The following is a 17,585-nucleotide window of genomic DNA, read 5'->3' as shown; positions in this document are numbered from 1 at the left end:
GGGCAGTCCCGGCCAGTCCGCGGTCAGTCCTCGGTCCGCGCCGGGACCCTTATCGTGACCTTCCCCGAGGCGAGGTCTATGGGGCCCCGGCCCGGGGCGTTGTCATCGATGTCCACCCGGCTGACTTCCAGCCGCTTCTGCTCGTCATCGGTGTGCTTGCGGCCCGGAGCGAAGATCTCCTCGATCATGTTGAACACAGACTGCTCACCGTCCTCACGGCAATACCGCTACGCGACCTCCAGCAGGAGGATCCTGTCGTCCCCCGGCTTCGGTGTGCCCCGGCCGTCCGTATTGTTGGTCACCAGCCACACCTTGCCGCCGCCCGCCGAAAGCACCGTGCGCAGACGGCCGTACTTTCCTCCGAGGAACGCCTCGGGCGGCGCCGCCAATTCCCTTCCCGCCAGTGGAGCACGCCACAGCCGCTCTCCGCGCAGCGTGGCCAGCCAGATGGAACCCTCCGCGAAGGCGATACCGCTGGGTGACGCCTCGCTCGGCGGCCACTGCGCGACCGGACTCACCGCGCCGGGCCTGTCGGACTTTCCCTCGACGTCCGGCCAGCCGTAATTCTTCCCGGGCTCGATCAGATTCAGCTCGTCCCACTGGTCCTGGCCGAACTCCGAAGCCCACAGCCGTTTCCCGGAGTCCCAGGCCAGACCCTCCACATTGCGGTGGCCATAGGAATACACGACCGAATCCGCCTCGGGATTTCCATGCACGGGCTGTCCGTCCGGGGTCATCCGGAGGATCTTGCCCGCCAGCGATTTCCGGTCCTGGGCGAGCTGCCCGTCACCCGTCTCACCCGTGCCCGCGTACAGCATTTTGTCCGGGCCGAAGGCGATCCGTCCGCCGTTGTGAATCGTGCCCTTGGGGATACCGCGCAGCACCGTGTCGGGCGCGCCCATCTGCTGCCCTACGGGCTTCCTCTCGTCGTAGAGCATCCGGGCGATGCGGTTGTCCGACTCGGTGGTGAAGTACGCGTACACAAGACGGTCCGCGCCATAGGCGGGGGAGAGGGCGATCCCGAGCAGCCCGCCCTCGCCCGAGGCGGAGACCCCCGGCACCGTCGAGACCAGGGTCTTCTTCCCGCTCTCCGTGTCGACTCGGGTGATCGTCCCCTCGTCGCGTGAGGAGACCAGCAGATCGCCGTCGGGCAGGGCGGCCAGTCCCCAGGGTGAGGCCAGCCCCTCGGTCACGGTCGACACCACCCTCACCGAGCCCTTCGCGGGCGCGGCCGACGGGCTGGGCGCCCCGCCCTCCGGCGAGGCGGCGGGAGCCGACACCGACCGCCGGCCCGGACCGGGACCGGACCCGTCGCCACCGGAGGAGCATCCGGTCACCACGAGAAGAGCGACAGCGGCCCACACGGCCGTCACTGCTGAACGATGCACGGTTCCGATCCCTTCAACGGCGGCGCTTCCACTGTTCATACACCGCTGCCCCCGCTCAGGTTCCCACCGACGGCGCCTGCCCGGCCGAACGTACGGATCCGGCCAATCAGCGGCCGTCCGCACACCGCGACCGACCGCCGACGAAGGCCCCGGCGAGGGCCGCCGCTCGCCGGGACCTCAGTCCCATGACCCCCGCGCCGGGGGCAGTGCCGCGATCTCCGCCAGATCCCGCGCCGTCAGCCGCACCTCGGCCGCGCGCGCGTTCTCCACCGCCCACCGCTCCCGCTTCGTCCCCGGCAGCGGCACCACATGGCGCCCCCGGTCCAGCACCCACGCCAGCGCCACCTGCGCGGGAGTCGCGCCATGCCGCTCCGCGATCCGCCGCAACCCGGCCACCAGCGGCTGGTTCGCGGCCATCATCTCCGCCGTGAACCGCGGATGCCGCGCCCGCAGATCGTCCGGTTCGAACCCCTGCCCAGGGGTGAGCGTGCCGGTCAGAAAGCCGTTGCCCAGCGGCATCGCCGCCAGGAACCCGACCCCGCGCGCCTCGCACCACGGCAGCAGCCGCTCCAGCGCCTCCGGCGACCACACCGAGAGCTCCGCCTCCACCGCGCTCACCGGAAAGACCTGCTGCACCCGCTCCAACTGCCGGATCGTCGCCTCGTGCAGATGCGCGCCCGATCTGCGCCGTGACGCGCGCGCCCCCACCGCGCACAGCCCCAGCGCCCGTACCTTCCCGGCGCCCACCAGCTCCGCCATCGCGCCCCAGGTCTCCTCGACCGGGATCTCGGGATCCGCGCGATGGAGCTGATAGAGATCGATGACATCGGTCTGGAGCCGCCGCAGCGAGGCGTCGCACGCCCGCCGTACATACCCGGGGCTGCCATTGGCGACGATGTGCTGATCGCCCACGAGCAGACCGCACTTGGTGGAGACGAAGGCCTCCGCCCGCCGCTGCCCGAGCACCCGCCCCAGCAGCAGTTCATTGGTGAACGGCCCGTACATGTCGGCCGTGTCGAGCAGGGTCGTACCGGCGTCGAGCGCCGCGTGCACCGTACGGAGCGAACGGTCGCCGCGCTGCTGCGAGCCGGTGTACGCCCAGTGCATCGGCATACAGCCGAGCCCGACCGCTCCCACTTCCAGCGCCGCCGCACCGATTGTCCTGCGCTCCAACGCCGTACCCCTCCCTGTGCCCTCCTCAAGCTAACCGCATCGGTCCGGCACGCTTCGCATAGCCTCCTGACCATGACTTCTTCAGACGTGTGGATCCCGTTTCCGGCAGGGGAGTTCGAAGGGCTCCCCCCGGGGCTCGACCTCCATTTCTGGGACGGCGGCCAGGACTTCCCCGCCGATCCGGCCGACTGCGCCTTCTACGTCGTCCCGTACATGAAGGGCATGGAGATCGCCATACGGCCGCTCGCCGCGATGACGTCGGTACGTGTCGTACAGACCCTCTCGGCGGGAATCGACCATGTGACCCCCGGGCTCGGCTCGCTGCCCGCCGGGGTCCGGCTCTGCAACGCCAAGGGTGTTCACGAGGCGAGCACGGCCGAACTCACCCTCGCCCTGATCCTCGCCTCCCTGCGCGGCGTTCCCGGCTTCGTCCGGGGCCAGGACCGGGAGGAATGGCGGTCGGGCTTCTATCCCGCGCTCGCCGACAAGTCCGTACTGATCGTCGGTTACGGATCGATCGGCGCCGCCATCGAGGACCGGCTCGCGCCCTTCGAGTGCGCGCGGGTGGCGCGCGTCGCGCGCTCCGCACGCACTACGGAGCGCGGTGCGGTGCACGCCTTCACCGAACTGCCCGCGCTGCTCCCCGACGCCGATGTCGTGGTCCTCTCGACCCCGCTCACCGAGACCACGAAAGGCCTGGTGGGAGCGGAGTTCCTGGCGCGGATGAAGGACGGCGCGCTCCTGGTGAACGTCGCGCGGGGACCCGTCGTCGACACCGAGGCGCTGCTCGCCGGGACGAAGAGCGGAAGGATCACGGCCGCTCTCGATGTCACCGATCCCGAACCCCTCCCGGCGGGGCATCCGCTCTGGCATGCTCCGGGTGTCCTCATCAGCCCCCACGTCGGAGGATCGACCTCGGCGTTCCCGCCGCGCGCCAGACGTCTGCTGATGGAGCAGCTCACCCGGTTCGCCACCGGGGAGGAGCCGCTCAACACCGTCCTCGTCACCGGACCGCCGTCCTAGCCACCGGAGGAATCCCGTAGCCGAGCCCGCCGGTCCTCGGCCGCCCCCCGGTCTTCAGCCACTCTCCGCAGCCGCCCGGACACCTTCGTGGCCGACAACCGCCCTGGTCGTCACGGAGAGTAGAAGAACTATGTCCCTGAGTGACGAGACTGGTGTATCGTCCCGATCTGGGGGCCGCACCACGCCTGGGGCGGCACGGCGGAGCGATCAGAATCCGAGGGGGGCGACGGGCGATGTACGGCCGATGGACCAGCGATCCGACGCGGCAGGGACGCCGACGGCGACCTCCGGACATCCCGGCGCGCACGCCGGCCCCGTCGGCGGTGACAGCGAAGACCTCAGGGACGATCCGGTGAGCGCCGGGGGCGTGGCCCTCCGCCGGCGGGCGCTCCCCGGCAGCGGCACGGGGCTGCTGGCCCAGCTTCTCCTCGCGCTGATCTGCGGAGGGTACGCGGCAGGGGCCGCGCTCGGCTGGGGTTCGGAGGAACTGGCCCTTTTCATGGGCGATTTCGGGCTGAGTCTCGCCGCCATGATCGCCGCCGTCTCCTGCTTCTTCTACGCACGTGTCCGTCGCGGCCCGTTCCGCCCGGCCTGGCTGCTGTTCTCGTTCTCCTCGGCGATGGCCTCCGGCGGAAACGCGGTCTGGGGCTGGTACGAAGTGATCCTGGACAAGCCCGTGCCGAGCCCCTCCCTCGCCGATCTCTTCTTCCTCTGCTTCGCGCCGCCCGCCATCGTGGGCCTGCTCGTCCTCGCCAAACGTCCGGTCAGCAGGGCCGGCTGGGTCTGTCTCGCGCTCGACTCCTGGCTGATCGGCGGCTCGCTGCTCACCCTCTCCTGGAGCCTGGCCCTCGCGCGCACCACACAGGTCAGGGGTGAGAGCGTGACCCAGGCCGCCCTCTCCCTCGCCTATCCGCTGCTCGACATCGTCCTGGTCAGCATGGTCCTCGCCCTTCACTTCCGGCGGGTCACCGGCAGCCGCTCCGCGGTGAACACCGCGATCGCCGCACTCGCCCTGACGGTCCTGTGCGACGCCCTGTTCACCTCGCCGCTCCTGCGCGAGACCTATCGCTCCGGCCAGCTCCTGGACGCCGGCTGGTTCGCGGGCTCGCTGCTCCTCGCCTACGCGCCCTGGGGTGTGCGCCGGGCCGCCGAGAGCGTTCCGCATCCGCGCCCGAGCCGGCAGAGCCGCCCTTCCGGCCATCCGATCGCGGGCTCGCTGGCCGCGATCACCCCGTATCTCGCCGCGGCCGTCTGCACCCTCGGGATCCTCTACAACGTCATCGAGGGCCGCCAGGTCGACCGGGTGGTGGTCCTCACCGGCTGTACGGTCGTGCTCGCCCTCGTCGTGCGCCAGGGCATCATGCTCGTCGACAACATCGCCCTCACCCATGAACTGGCCCAGAAGGAGAACCACTTCCGCTCCCTGGTCCAGGGATCCAGCGATGTGATCATGATCGCCGCGCCCTCCGGCATACTGCGCTACGTCAGCCCCGCCGCGGCGGGTGTGTACGGACGCGAGGCCGAGGATCTCGTCGGCGCCGAGCTGGCCTCGATCATCCACCCGGACGATCTCGGCCGGGTCGTCCACGAAGTGCGGCGGTTCCTGGCCGCCCCGCCCTCCGAGGAGCCCACCACCCGGATCGAATGCCGCTTCAGGTCCGGCGCCGGCGACTGGCTCAATGTGGAGTCCACCGTCAACCGCCACCAGGGCGGGCTGATCTTCAACAGCCGGGATGTCACCGAACGGGTGCGCCTCCAGGCGCAGTTGCAGCACAACGCCGAGCACGACCCGCTGACCGATCTGCCCAACCGGGCCCTGTTCACCGAGCGCGTGCGCCAGGCCCTCTCCGGCCGCCGTACGACCGATCCCGGCACCGCCGTGCTCTTCATCGACCTCGACGGCTTCAAGGGCGTCAACGACCGTCTGGGCCATCAGGCCGGGGACGAGCTGCTGATCCTTGCCGCGCAGCGGCTCCAGGACTCGGTACGGGCCGGGGACACCGCCGCCCGGCTCGGCGGGGACGAATTCGCGGCGATCGTCCTCGGCGACGGAGGCGGCGACCAGCGGGCCCGGGAGTACCAGGTCCACGAGATCGCCGACCGGCTCCGGCTCAGGCTCTCCCAGCCGTACCGCATCGACGGCAACGATGTCCGGGTCGCCGCCTCCATCGGGGTCGCCTTCGCCGAGCCCGGTATAACCCCCACCGATCTGATGCGCAACGCCGACCTCGCGATGTACCGCGCCAAGGCGGGCGGCAAGGACCGCGTCGAGCTGTACGCGCCCCAGATGCAGGCGGATGTCGTCCGCAGGACGGAGCTGGCCGCCCGGCTGCGCTCCGCGCTCCACGACGGCGAGTTCGCCCTGCTCCACCAGCCCGTGGTGCATCTCGCCACCGGCCGGGTCTCCTCCGTCGCCGCCCAGGCCCGCTGGCGCTCGGCCCAGGGCATCCTCTTCACCCCGGCCGAGTTCCTGCGGGTCGCCGACGACAGCGACCGCACCGCGGAACTCGGCCGCTGGCTGCTCGAAGAAGCCGTCTCCCAGGCCGCGGAGCGCACCAGGACGGGCCATGCCGTACCGGTGGCGGTCCGGCTCCCGGCCCGCAGACTGCTCGACCGGTCCATGCCGCTCGGCTCCATCGAGGCCCTGCTGACCCGCCATGGACTGCCCTCCGGGGCCCTGGTGATCGAGCTGGCCGACACCGACCCGCGCGCCTCCCTGGACGAGCTGGAGCACCGTCTCGTCGCGCTGCGCCGGCTCGGGGTGCGGATCGCGCTCGACGGCTTCGGCAGCGGTTACGCGGCGATAAACGCACTGCGGCGGCTCCCCGTCGACGTACTGAAACTGGACCGCGGTCTGGTGGAGGGGGTCGTGGAGTCCGCCCGGCTGCACAAGATCACCGCGGGACTGCTGCGGATCGCCGGTGATCTGGGGATGCAGTCGGTGGCCGACGGTCTGGACGTACCCGAGCAGGTGCTCGCTCTGCGCGCCATGGGATGCACCCACGGCCAGGGGATGGCCTTCTCCGGACCGCTCGACGAGTACCGGCTGCGCCGGGCCCTGGTGGGCGGCGCGTACACCCTGCCGGGCGGCGCCGTCCTGCCCGTCCTGACCGGCGGCGCGCTGCCGTTGGGCCATCCGCGCCAGCAGGTTTCCGACCGGATCCCGCGTCCGCTCGATCCGCTCAAATAATGAGACTCCCGTCCCACCGGCTTGACAGTCAGGGCGCGCCGGAGGGATTGTCTCTGCCATGCGCACCCGAATTCTCGTACTTGGACAGCGCGTCGGTTGAGGCAGAGCCCGGCACCCGCTCTGCAGTCCGCACCGACGCGCTCCCCTCGCTTGCCTCACGGCACGAGGGGTTTTTTGTTGCACCGGCACACCACAAACCTCGCAAAAACCCTCAGCTTCGAGAAGAGAATGCCGATGACCGAGCAGGCCACCGGGGCCCACCATCCGCAGCCGCGGGCCCGTAACGGCGGATCGTCGTCCGCCCCCGTCGAGAACGTCACGGGAGCGCAGTCCCTCATCCGTTCGCTCGAGGAAGTGGGCGCCGACACGGTATTCGGCATCCCCGGCGGCGCGATCCTCCCCGCGTACGACCCGATGATGGACTCCACCCGGGTCCGGCACATCCTGGTCCGCCATGAGCAGGGAGCGGGCCACGCGGCCACCGGTTACGCCCAGGCCACCGGCAAGGTCGGTGTCTGCATGGCCACTTCGGGCCCCGGCGCCACCAATCTGGTCACCCCGATCGCCGACGCGCACATGGACTCCGTGCCGCTGGTCGCGATCACCGGCCAGGTGGCCAGCAAGGCCATCGGTACGGACGCCTTCCAGGAGGCGGACATCTGCGGCATCACGATGCCGATCACGAAGCACAATTTCCTGGTCACCAAGGCCGAGGACATCCCGCGCACCATCGCGGAGGCCTTCCACATCGCCTCCACGGGCCGCCCGGGTCCGGTCCTGGTCGATATCGCCAAGGACGCGCTCCAGGCCCGTACGACCTTCTCCTGGCCGCCCACCCACGACCTGCCCGGCTACCGCCCGGTGACCAAGCCGCACGCCAAGCAGATCCGTGAGGCCGCCAAGCTGATCACCCAGGCCAGGCGGCCGGTGCTCTATGTCGGCGGCGGAGTCATCAAGGCCGGCGCGACCGCCGAGCTGAAGGTCCTCGCCGAGCTGACCGGCGCCCCCGTCACCACCACCCTGATGGCGCTGGGCTCCTTCCCCGACAGCCACCCGCTGCATGTGGGGATGCCGGGCATGCACGGTTCGGTCACCGCCGTCACCGCGCTCCAGAAGGCCGATCTGATCGTCGCCCTCGGCGCCCGCTTCGACGACCGCGTCACCGGCAGGCTCGACAGCTTCGCGCCCTACGCCAAGATCGTCCACGCCGATATCGACCCGGCCGAGATCGGCAAGAACCGCACCGCCGACGTGCCGATCGTCGGTGACGCGCGCGAGGTCCTCGCCGATCTGGTCCAGGCGGTCCAGGCCGAGCACACCGAGGGGCGGGTGGGGGACTACAGCGCCTGGTGGACGGATCTCAACCGCTGGCGCGAGACCTATCCCCTCGGCTACAACCTGCCCGAGGACGGCAGTCTCTCCCCGCAGCAGGTCATCCAGCGGATCGGGCAGCTCGCCCCGGAGGACACCATCTACGCCGCGGGCGTCGGCCAGCACCAGATGTGGGCCGCGCACTTCATCGAGTACGAGAAGCCCGCCACCTGGCTGAACTCGGGCGGCGCGGGGACCATGGGCTACGCCGTCCCGGCCGCCATGGGCGCCAAGGCCGGACAGCCCGGCCGTACGGTCTGGGCGATCGACGGCGACGGCTGCTTCCAGATGACCAACCAGGAACTGACCACCTGCGCGCTCAACAACATCCCGATCAAGGTCGCGATCATCAACAACGGCGCGCTGGGCATGGTCCGCCAGTGGCAGGCCCTCTTCTACAACCAGCGCTATTCGAACACCGTGCTGCACTCGGGCCTGGACGCGGAGGGCGGCCCCAGCGGCGGCACCCGTGTGCCCGACTTCGTGAAGCTCTCCGAGGCCATGGGCTGTGTCGCGATGCGCTGCGAGTCGCCCGACGAGCTGGACGCGGTCATCGCCAAGGCGAACGCGATCAACGACCGACCGGTCGTGGTCGACTTCATCGTCCACGAGGACGCCCAGGTGTGGCCGATGGTCGCCGCAGGCACCTCCAACGACGAGGTCATGGCCGCCCTGGGCGTCCGCCCCGACTTCGGCGACAACGAAGACGACTGAGCCGGGAACGAGAGCCCGAGAGACCGAGAGCACGAGAGAAGAGACCGACACATGACCAGGCACACGCTCTCCGTTCTGGTGGAGAACACCCCCGGCATCCTCGCCAGGATCGCCGCCCTGTTCTCCCGCCGCGGCTTCAACATCGACTCCCTCGCCGTCGGTGTCACCGAACACCCCGACATCTCCCGCATCACCATCGTGGTCAATGTCGAGGAACTGCCCCTGGAGCAGGTGACGAAGCAGCTCAACAAGCTGGTGAACGTCCTGAAGATCGTCGAACTCGAGCCCGGCGCCGCGATCCAGCGCGAGCTCGTCCTGGTGAAGGTCCGCGCCGACAACGAGACCCGCTCCCAGATCGTCGAGATCGTCCAGCTCTTCCGCGCCAAGACCGTCGACGTCTCACCCGAGGCCGTCACGATCGAGGCCACCGGATCGAGTGACAAGCTCGACGCCATGCTCAAGATGCTGGAGCAGTTCGGCATCAAGGAGCTGGTGCAGTCCGGGACGATCGCCATAGGGCGTGGCGCGCGGTCCATCACGGACCGCAGCCTGCGGGCGCTCGACCGCAGCGCGTAGGCCGACGGGACCCTGGGCCCTGCCCGGTCCCGCCGCGCCCGCCCGTCCCTGTCAACCCGGGTCCGGTTCCGGTTCGTATGGCGAGACCGGAAGGCCGTCCCCACCCGCCCCGCCGTACGGTGGGACGCGAGCTGCGCATCACACGACAAGCCGCGAATTCACAGAAGTGCACACCAAGGAGAAGACCCAGTGGCCGAGCTGTTCTACGACGACGATGCCGACCTGTCCATCATCCAGAACCGCAAGGTCGCGGTCATCGGTTACGGCAGCCAGGGCCACGCCCACGCGCTGTCGCTCCGTGACTCGGGTGTCGATGTCCGGGTCGGTCTGCACGAGGGCTCCAAGTCCAAGGTCAAGGCCGAGGAGCAGGGCCTGCGCGTGGTGACGCCCGCCGAGGCCGCCGCCGAGGCCGACGTCATCATGATCCTGGTGCCGGACCCGATCCAGGGCGAGGTCTACGAGAAGTCCATCAAGGACAATCTGAAGGACGGCGACGCGCTGTTCTTCGGCCATGGCCTCAACATCCGCTACGGCTTCATCAAGCCGCCGGCCAATGTCGATGTCGCGATGGTCGCCCCCAAGGGCCCCGGCCACCTGGTGCGCCGCCAGTACGAGGAGGGCCGCGGCGTCCCGTGTATCGCCGCCGTGGAGCAGGACGCCACCGGCGGTGCCTTCGCGCTGGCCCTCTCGTACGCGAAGGGCATCGGCGGCACCCGGGCCGGCGTCATCAAGACAACTTTCAAAGAGGAGACCGAGACCGACCTGTTCGGTGAGCAGGCCGTGCTCTGCGGTGGTGCGGCCGCGCTGGTCAAGGCGGGCTTCGAGACGCTGACCGAGGCCGGCTACCAGCCGGAGATCGCGTACTTCGAGTGCCTCCACGAGCTGAAGCTGATCGTGGACCTGATGTACGAGGGCGGCCTGGAGAAGATGCGCTGGTCGGTCTCCGAGACCGCCGAGTGGGGCGACTACGTCAGCGGCCCGCGCATCATCAACGACCAGACCAAGGTCGAGATGAAGAAGATCCTGGGCGAGATCCAGGACGGTACGTTCGCCAAGAACTGGATGGACGAGTACCACGGCGGTCTGAAGAAGTACAACGAGTACAAGAAGGCCGACAGCGACAGCCTGCTGGCGACCACCGGCGCCGAGCTGCGCAAGCTCATGAGCTGGGTCGACAACGACGACGCGTGACACCGCGCGGGAGCGGCCCCGGTCCGTCCGGGCCGGGGCCGCTCCCGCGGGCACGACGCGGGACCGCGACGCGGGACCGCGACGGGGAACCTGGACGCCGGATCGTACGACGCCGGGTCGCAGGCGGACGCCGGGTCGCACGTATGAGTGATCCTGTCGCTCGGACGGATCACCCGACCCGTGACAGCACTACACTGCTCAACACATACGCGTCAGGCCCACAGCGTTGTGCGTCTTCCACGCGGCTAGGTTCTGTCCTGTCCGACCGGGCACACCCTAGGACCCCTCCACCGCCTGCGGCCGTCGGGACGGCCGTCCGCAATGGGACTTGTGAGGACTCACGTGAGCTCGAAACCTGTCGTACTCATCGCCGAAGAGCTTTCGCCCGCCACTGTCGACGCGCTCGGTCCGGACTTCGAGATCCGGCACTGCAACGGCGCCGACCGCGCGGAGCTGCTGCCCGCCATCGCCGATGTGGACGCCATTCTCGTCCGTTCCGCGACCAAGGTCGACGCCGAGGCCGTCGCCGCGGCCCCGAAGCTCAGGGTGGTCGCCCGCGCCGGGGTCGGTCTCGACAATGTCGATGTCTCCGCCGCCACCAAGGCCGGCGTGATGGTCGTCAACGCGCCGACCTCCAATATCGTCACCGCCGCCGAGCTGGCCTGCGGACTGCTGGTCGCCACCGCGCGCAATATCCCGCAGGCGAACGCCGCGCTGAAGAACGGCGAGTGGAAGCGCTCCAAGTACACGGGCGTCGAGCTGAGCGAGAAGACACTCGGTGTGGTGGGCCTGGGCCGGATCGGCGTGCTGGTTGCCCAGCGTATGTCCGCCTTCGGAATGAAGATCGTCGCGTACGACCCCTATGTACAGCCCGCCCGTGCCGCCCAGATGGGTGTCAAGCTGCTGACGCTGGACGAGCTGCTGGAGGTGTCGGACTTCATCACCGTGCATCTGCCCAAGACCCCCGAGACACTGGGTCTGATCGGCGACGAGGCACTGCACAAGGTGAAGCCGACGGTACGGATCGTGAACGCCGCGCGCGGCGGGATCGTGGACGAGGAGGCGCTGGCCTCCGCGCTCAAGGAGGGCCGGGTCGCCGGCGCCGGTCTGGACGTGTACGCGAAGGAGCCCTGCACGGACTCCCCGCTGTTCCAGTTCGACCAGGTCGTCTGCACCCCGCACCTCGGCGCGTCCACCGACGAGGCGCAGGAGAAGGCCGGTATCGCGGTCGCCAGGTCCGTACGGCTCGCGCTCGCCGGTGAGCTGGTGCCGGACGCGGTCAATGTCCAGGGCGGGGTCATCGCCGAGGACGTCAGGCCGGGGCTGCCGCTCGCCGAGAAGCTCGGCCGTATCTTCACCGCGCTGGCGGGCGAGGTCGCGGTCCGGCTCGATGTCGAGGTGTACGGCGAGATCACCCAGCACGATGTGAAGGTGCTCGAACTCTCCGCGCTCAAGGGCGTGTTCGAGGATGTCGTCGCCGAGACGGTGTCCTATGTGAACGCTCCGCTCTTCGCGCAGGAGCGCGGTGTCGAGGTCCGGCTCACGACATCGAGCGAGTCCCCGAACCACCGCAATGTGGTGACGGTGCGCGGCACGCTCTCCGGCGGCGAGGAGGTCTCGGTCTCCGGCACGCTGGCGGGTCCCAAGCACCTCCAGAAGATCGTCGCGATCGGCGACTACGACATCGATCTGGCGCTGGCCGATCATATGGTCGTTCTGCGCTATGAGGACCGTCCCGGCGTGGTCGGCACGGTCGGCCGGATCCTCGGCGAGGCCGGGCAGAACATCGCGGGGATGCAGGTCTCCCGGGTGGAGGAGGGCGGCGAGGCGCTGGTCGTGCTCACCGTCGACGGCACCGTGCCGCAGTCCGTGCTCACCGAGATCGCGGAGGAGATCGGCGCGACGTCGGCCCGCTCGGTGAACCTGACCGACTGATCCGAAGCAGAGGAAGGGCCCGGTTTCCGCCGGGCCCTTCGTGCTGTGCTCGGAGGTCCGTGACTCGGAGGTCCGTGGGCTCAGAGGTCCGTGGCTCTGAGGTGGTAGGTCGTGTCGACCCAGAAGCCGTCCCCGGTGTCCGCCTTGATCTCCAGCACATACTGTCCCGGGGCCAGGGGCGCGATACCCGCCCAGATACCCCAGGCGCTGCGGCGGATCAGTGTCGCCCAGAACGGCGGCGCGGTGAACTCCCGCAGCGGGAGCGGTGCGCCGTTCAGATACGCCTCCGCCCGCGCCACCGGCAGGGTCAGCGGCACCCGTGAATACAGCCGCGCGTGCTGGATGTTGAGAACGGGGAAGAAGAGCGGCCGGTCGGTGGGCACATCGCACCGCCGCTCGACCCGGCCGCCGTACGTCCCGGCGAGGAACCAGAGATCCTCCGGCTGTTTCCAGCCCGCGTGCACGCCGGTCGCATCCGCGACCGGGCTGCGGCTTTCAGGCGCCGACAGCGCCCACTTCCACCAGCGGGCCGACAGAGCCCCGCCCTCCTCGTCGGTCAGCGCCCATGAACTGTCCCCCGGCTTCGCGTCACTCATGTACGTCCCCTCCCCTGAACGGCCTTGCGGCCGCGCCCACTTGGGCCCACTCGAACGGACAGACCCTACGAGGGCGTCAGAGCCGGGCCGCCTTCAGGGCCATGTGGAGGAGCAGGCGGTCCTCGCCGGAGTCCAGGTCGAGACCGGTGAGCTGTTCGATGCGGGACAGGCGGTAGTAGAGCGTCTGACGGTGGATACCGAGGGCGGCGGCGGTACGGCCCGCCTGCCCCGCGTGATCGAGGAACACCTCGGCGGTACGGGCGAGTTCGGTGTGGGCCGGGGCCAGCAGGGGGCGGACCGCGGGGTCGGGGCCGTGGGGAAGCGCGGTGAGCAGACGGTACGGGCCGATCGCGGACCACTCCGCCACCGGACCGAAACGCGGCTCGGCCAGGGCCGCGCGGGCCGCCGCGGCCGCCTCCCGCCAGGCGTCGGGCAGCTCGGCCAGCCCCCGGCGCGGGGCGCAGGCGCCGGCGGCGACCGCCGGGCCCGCACTCCCGCAGAGCCGGGTGACGGCCGCGAGCACCGGCGCGAGCGCGTCCACCGAGCGGAGCCGTACGAGGAGCGCCACCGCCTCCGGGGCACCTTCCTCAGCCGGACCCGCCGCCCCGCCGGAGCCGCCTGTCCCGCTGGAGCCGCCGCCCGTCCATCCGGTCACCTCGCCGGACTCCGCCGCACGGCCCGCCGGCCCGCTCCCGGCCACTGCCCGAGCCTCCCGCCGCCCGTCCGTCGTCCGCCGTCCGTCGGCCGCCGACCCGCTCGACAGCACCGGCCCCGCCTGCCCAGCGGCCCGCGTCGTCCGGTCGGCCGTGCCTTCCGGCGGCCCGCCGGGTTCGTCGCTCCGGGGCCGTCCGCCGGAGTGGCCGGATCCGGCGCCCGCCCCCGCCCCCGCCCGCGCGCGCCCGTCCGGATACGGCAGCGCGCACAGGGCCGCCGTGCCCGGGACCGCCCGCAGACGGGGTTCCTCCAGTCGCCAGGGGGCCACGCACACCAGGACATGCAGACCGTCCGCGCTCGGCCCCAGGGCCGTGCGCAGCGTGGCCAGGGCCATGTCGCGCCGCCAGCCACGCTCCGCCGTGAGCGCGGCGCGCAGCTCGCGCGCCAGATCCGCGCCCGCCTTCGCCTCCTCGGCGAGCAGGTCCCCGATCCGGGCCGTCACCTCCATGGCCGCCGCCAACCGGGAGTCGCCCGGCCCCGGGTCGGAGTCGTCGAGCAGCCATACGTAACCCAGCACCACGCCCCGGTGCCGCACGGGCAGACAGATCCGGCCGCGGAAGACCCCCGCGTCCGGAGCGGCCGGGATACGGACCGGACCCCTCGCCCGGGTGATACCGAAACCCTCGAACCACGCGCGCACCGCCGGTGTGGACTTCCGGGTCAGGATGGAACGTGTCCTGACCGGGTCCGTCGCCGTGTCGTCGTCACTGTCGTGCGCGCCGAAGGCGATCAGTCCGAAATCCCGGTTCTCCAGCGTCGTGGGGACGCCGAGCAGCGCCGTGATCTCGTCGACCAGCTCCTGGTAATCGCCCTTCATCCGGCCATTCTCGCACCGCCTTCAGACATGTGTCTGAGGTCCTGGCCACGGATGCGTGACACCTGTCGATGGCAGAGGATCGGAGCGATCCCTAGGTTTCACCGTGGTACTCCGCGCCGCACGGATCCGGTCCGGTCCGCCCCGTCCCGGCCCACCGGCCCGCTCCGCCCCGGCCTGTTCGATCTCACCATGGAGGTGCCCTGTGCTGGGTCCCGTGATCCTCGCCGCCTCGCGCAGCGACAGAATGCGCCGCGTCGTCTCGGCCGCGCCGGTCACCAAGCCCGTGGTGAACCGTTTCATCGCCGGTGAGTCGATCGAGGAGACCGTCCCGGTCATCGAGGCGATGGCCGGCCGCGGTCTTGAGGTCACGCTCGACGTCCTCGGCGAGGACATCACCGATCCGGCCGAGGCCCTGCTCGCCCGTGACGCCTATCTGCGGCTGATCGAGGCCCTCACCCCGCTGGAACTGGGCGCCCGCGCCGAGATGTCGGTCAAGCTCTCCTCCTTCGGCCAGGCGCTCCCCGGCGGACACGACCTCGCCCTGAAGAACGTCACCGCCGTCGTCGAGGCCGCCGCCGCGATCGGCACCACGGTCACCCTCGACATGGAGGACCACACCACCATCGACTCGACGCTCGCCATCCACGCCGAGCTGCGCGAGCGCTTCCCGGAGACCGGCGCCGTCGTGCAGTCGTATCTCTTCCGCACCGAGGACGACTGCCGCGCGCTGGCCGCCGCGGGCTCGCGCGTACGGCTGGTCAAGGGCGCCTACAAGGAGCCGGCCTCCGTCGCGTACCAGGACAAGGCCGAGGTCGACCGGGCCTATGTCCGCTGTCTGAGGATCCTGATGGACGGCTCGGGCTATCCGATGGTCGGCTCCCACGATCCGCGTGTCATCGCGATCGCCCAGGATCTCGCGCACCGCGCGGGACGCAAGCTCGACGAGTACGAGTTCCAGATGCTGTACGGCATCCGCGAGGCCGAGCAGCACCGCCTCGCGGACGAGGGACACCGGATGCGTGTCTACATCGCGTACGGCACCGACTGGTACGGGTACTTCATGCGCCGTCTCGCCGAGCGCCCCGCCAACCTCGCGTTCTTCCTGCGTTCGCTGGTCAGCCGCGGCTGAACCCCCGACTGCCAACTGACCTACTGATGAAGGAGATTCGGCAACCATGGACGCTGTGACCCAGGTTCCCGTACCGGTCAACGAGCCGGTGCGCGGCTACGCGCCCGGCTCCCCCGAGCGGGCCCGGCTGGAGGTCAGGCTCAAGGAGCTGGCCGAGAATCCCGTCGACCTGCCGATGACCATCGGCGGCGAGAAGCGGATGGGCGGCGCCGAACGCGTCGATGTCGTACAGCCGCACAACCACCGGGCCGTGCTCGGTACCTTCGCCGGCGCCACCCAGCGGGATGCCGAGGACGCGGTCGAGGCCGCCCTGGCCGCGGCCCCCGGCTGGCGCGCCATGGCCTTCGACGACCGCGCCGCGATCATCCTGCGCGCCGCCGAACTGCTCGCGGGTCCGTGGCGCGAGACGATCGCCGCCGCCACCATGCTCGGCCAGTCGAAGACCGCGCAGCAGGCCGAGATCGACGCGCCCTGTGAGCTGATCGACTTCTGGCGCTTCAATGTCGCGTACGCCCGTGATCTGCTCGCCGAGCAGCCGGTGGCCAACTCGCCGGGTGTCTGGAACCGGCTCGACCACCGCCCGCTCGAAGGCTTCGTCTACGCGATCACGCCGTTCAACTTCACCGCGATCGCGGGCAACCTGCCCACCGCGCCCGCGCTGATGGGCAATGTCGTGGTCTGGAAGCCGTCCCCGACGCAGACGCTGGCCGCCGTGCTGCTGATGGAGCTGCTGGAGGAGGCCGGGCTGCCCAAGGGCGTCATCAATCTGGTGACTGGGGACGGTATCGCCGTCTCCGAGGTGGCCCTGAACCACCCCGACCTGGCCGGTATCCACTTCACCGGCTCGACCAGGACCTTCCAGCACCTGTGGAGGACGGTCGGCGAGAACATCGAGAAGTACCGTTCCTACCCGCGCATCGTCGGCGAGACGGGCGGCAAGGACTTCGTCGTCGCCCACCCGAGCGCCGACCGCGCCGTCCTCAAGACCGCGCTGACCCGGGGCTCCTTCGAGTACCAGGGCCAGAAGTGCTCGGCCTCCTCCCGCGCGTACGTACCCGCGTCGATCTGGAACGAGGGCTTCCAGGAGGAGTTCGCGGCCGAGGTCGACGGGATCGCCATGGGCGATGTCACCGATCTTTCCAACTTCATCGGGGCCGTCATCGACGAGCGCGCCTTCGCCAAGAACAAGGCCGCGATCGACCGCGCCGCCGCCGACCCGACCTGCACGATCGTCGCGGGCGGTACGTACGACGACTCCGTCGGCTACTTCGTACGGCCCACCGTCATCGTGTGCACCGACCCGGAGAACGAGGTCTTCACGACCGAGTACTTCGGCCCGATCCTCGCGGTGCATGTCTACGACGACGCCGACTACGAGGCGGTGCTCGCCCAGATGGAGTCCGTCTCGGCGTACGCGCTGACCGGCTCGGTCATCGCCAACGACCGTGCGGCGGCGGCCGACGCGATGGCGAAGCTGCGGTACGCGGCGGGCAACTTCTACATCAACGACAAGTCGACCGGCGCGGTCGTCGGCCAGCAGCCCTTCGGCGGCGGCCGGGCGTCCGGCACCAACGACAAGGCGGGCGCGCCGCAGAACCTGATGCGGTGGACGCTGACCCGTTCCATCAAGGAGACGCTGGTCCCGCCGACCGACTACCGCTACCCGCACATGGGCTGACGGCTCCGCCCCGGCGGACCCGACGGCTCCGCCCCCACAGACCCGCCCCCGTACCGGCGCCCCCTCGCCGGTACGGGGGCGGTTCCATGA

At 70.3% G+C, this 17,585-nt stretch carries 13 protein-coding genes; 8 read left to right on the top strand and 5 right to left on the bottom strand.

All coding sequences use genetic code 11. The annotated features are described in order from the left end of the window. Positions 1-23 precede the first annotated feature (23 nt). The 3 genes from ACWGDX_RS29215 to ACWGDX_RS29205 form a co-directional block, all read right to left on the bottom strand. The gene (locus ACWGDX_RS29215; RefSeq protein ID WP_453630374.1) at positions 24-188 is read right to left on the bottom strand and encodes a DUF6191 domain-containing protein; all 165 of its coding nucleotides are present in this window, start codon (positions 186-188) and stop codon (positions 24-26) included. Positions 189-227: 39 nt separating this feature from the next. Then, positions 228-1,427: a PQQ-dependent sugar dehydrogenase gene (locus tag ACWGDX_RS29210; RefSeq protein WP_453630302.1), complete on the bottom strand. Its 1,200-nt coding sequence runs from the start codon at positions 1,425-1,427 to the stop codon at positions 228-230. Positions 1,428-1,565: 138 nt separating this feature from the next. Beyond that, positions 1,566-2,561 (bottom strand): aldo/keto reductase, encoded by a 996-nt coding sequence (locus ACWGDX_RS29205; protein ID WP_453630300.1) that lies wholly within the window; start codon positions 2,559-2,561, stop codon positions 1,566-1,568. A gap of 72 nt (positions 2,562-2,633) precedes the next feature. Between ACWGDX_RS29205 and ACWGDX_RS29200 the strand changes: the two genes are divergently transcribed. The 6 genes from ACWGDX_RS29200 to serA all read left to right on the top strand — a co-directional run bounded on the left by ACWGDX_RS29200 (position 2,634) and on the right by serA (position 12,561). Further along, a complete protein-coding gene (locus ACWGDX_RS29200; RefSeq protein ID WP_453630298.1) occupies positions 2,634-3,584 on the top strand; it encodes a 2-hydroxyacid dehydrogenase in 951 nt (316 codons plus the stop codon). A 352-nt stretch (positions 3,585-3,936) separates the two neighbouring features. After that, positions 3,937-6,774 carry a putative bifunctional diguanylate cyclase/phosphodiesterase gene (locus ACWGDX_RS29195; protein WP_453630372.1) on the top strand — a complete coding sequence of 946 codons (2,838 nt, stop codon included), beginning with the start codon at positions 3,937-3,939 and terminating at the stop codon, positions 6,772-6,774. 234 nt (positions 6,775-7,008) lie between these two features. Then, positions 7,009-8,859 carry an acetolactate synthase large subunit gene (locus tag ACWGDX_RS29190; protein WP_453630297.1) on the top strand — a complete coding sequence of 617 codons (1,851 nt, stop codon included), beginning with the start codon at positions 7,009-7,011 and terminating at the stop codon, positions 8,857-8,859. 51 nt (positions 8,860-8,910) lie between these two features. Further along, on the top strand, positions 8,911-9,435 hold the full coding sequence (ilvN, locus tag ACWGDX_RS29185; protein ID WP_066945691.1) for an acetolactate synthase small subunit: 525 nt from the start codon (positions 8,911-8,913) through the stop codon (positions 9,433-9,435). Between the two features lie 156 nt (positions 9,436-9,591). Beyond that, entirely contained in the window at positions 9,592-10,626 is a 1,035-nt protein-coding gene (ilvC, locus tag ACWGDX_RS29180) for a ketol-acid reductoisomerase (protein ID WP_453630370.1), read from the top strand. 342 nt (positions 10,627-10,968) lie between these two features. After that, complete coding sequence (serA, locus tag ACWGDX_RS29175; protein WP_453630294.1) at positions 10,969-12,561, top strand: phosphoglycerate dehydrogenase; 1,593 nt, start codon at positions 10,969-10,971, stop codon at positions 12,559-12,561. 80 nt (positions 12,562-12,641) lie between these two features. Here serA and ACWGDX_RS29170 read toward each other — a convergent pair whose 3' ends face one another. Next, complete coding sequence (locus ACWGDX_RS29170) at positions 12,642-13,157, bottom strand: hypothetical protein (protein WP_453630293.1); 516 nt, start codon at positions 13,155-13,157, stop codon at positions 12,642-12,644. A 76-nt stretch (positions 13,158-13,233) separates the two neighbouring features. Continuing rightward, positions 13,234-14,688, bottom strand: coding sequence for a PucR family transcriptional regulator (locus ACWGDX_RS29165; protein WP_453630291.1), 1,455 nt, complete (start codon positions 14,686-14,688; stop codon positions 13,234-13,236). Between the two features lie 202 nt (positions 14,689-14,890). Between ACWGDX_RS29165 and ACWGDX_RS29160 the strand changes: the two genes are divergently transcribed. Next, complete coding sequence (locus tag ACWGDX_RS29160; protein ID WP_453630289.1) at positions 14,891-15,817, top strand: proline dehydrogenase family protein; 927 nt, start codon at positions 14,891-14,893, stop codon at positions 15,815-15,817. Between the two features lie 46 nt (positions 15,818-15,863). After that, positions 15,864-17,495 carry an L-glutamate gamma-semialdehyde dehydrogenase gene (gene pruA, locus ACWGDX_RS29155; protein ID WP_453630287.1) on the top strand — a complete coding sequence of 544 codons (1,632 nt, stop codon included), beginning with the start codon at positions 15,864-15,866 and terminating at the stop codon, positions 17,493-17,495. Positions 17,496-17,585 lie beyond the last annotated feature (90 nt).

Source organism: Streptomyces sp. NPDC055025 (genome assembly GCF_053608565.1).
Note: the sequence above shows the minus strand (reverse complement) of the source record. Positions and strands in the feature narration are given on the sequence as shown.